Source organism: Micrococcus sp. GbtcB5 (assembly GCF_019091605.1).
In the GTDB taxonomy this organism is placed as follows: domain Bacteria; phylum Actinomycetota; class Actinomycetes; order Actinomycetales; family Micrococcaceae; genus Micrococcus; species Micrococcus luteus.
Genome location: NZ_JAGXJK010000102.1, coordinates 1 through 426, shown reverse-complemented (window position 1 = coordinate 426; position 426 = coordinate 1). Strand labels below are relative to the sequence as shown.

1 pseudogene is annotated in these 426 nt (G+C 63.8%); it reads left to right on the top strand.

What is annotated here, in order from left to right:
* Window positions 1-426 (top strand): annotated as a pseudogene (locus KVS67_RS11645) (hypothetical protein); the annotation flags it as partial.

Genomic DNA, 426 nt, shown 5'->3' with positions numbered 1-426 from the left:
CGAGGAGTTCCGGGCCTCACTGGACGACGCAGAACGCCCGCTCACCGATTACACAGTCGCCTTCATCGGCGACGAATTCACGACGGACACCTTCGTCCCCGAGTTGACCGCCTTGCGTGTGCGGCCTGAGGACTGGCGCGAGACCTTCGAAGACCACCGCGTGGATGCGCTGTTCATTGAGTCCGCTTGGCGAGGCAACGACAGCGCCTGGACCGGGGTCATTGGGTATTACGATGACGAGACTCACGCGCCGGTGGTCGAGCTGATCGCGCATTGCAGGCTTCACGGAATCCCCGTGATGTTCTGGAACAAGGAGGATCCGGTCCATTTCAACCGGTTCAAGCGCACCGCAGCCCTGTGCGTCTACGTGTTCACGACGGTCCGCCCTCAGAGGTGCGCCCGGCACAGCCGCCGCAGCGCCACGCG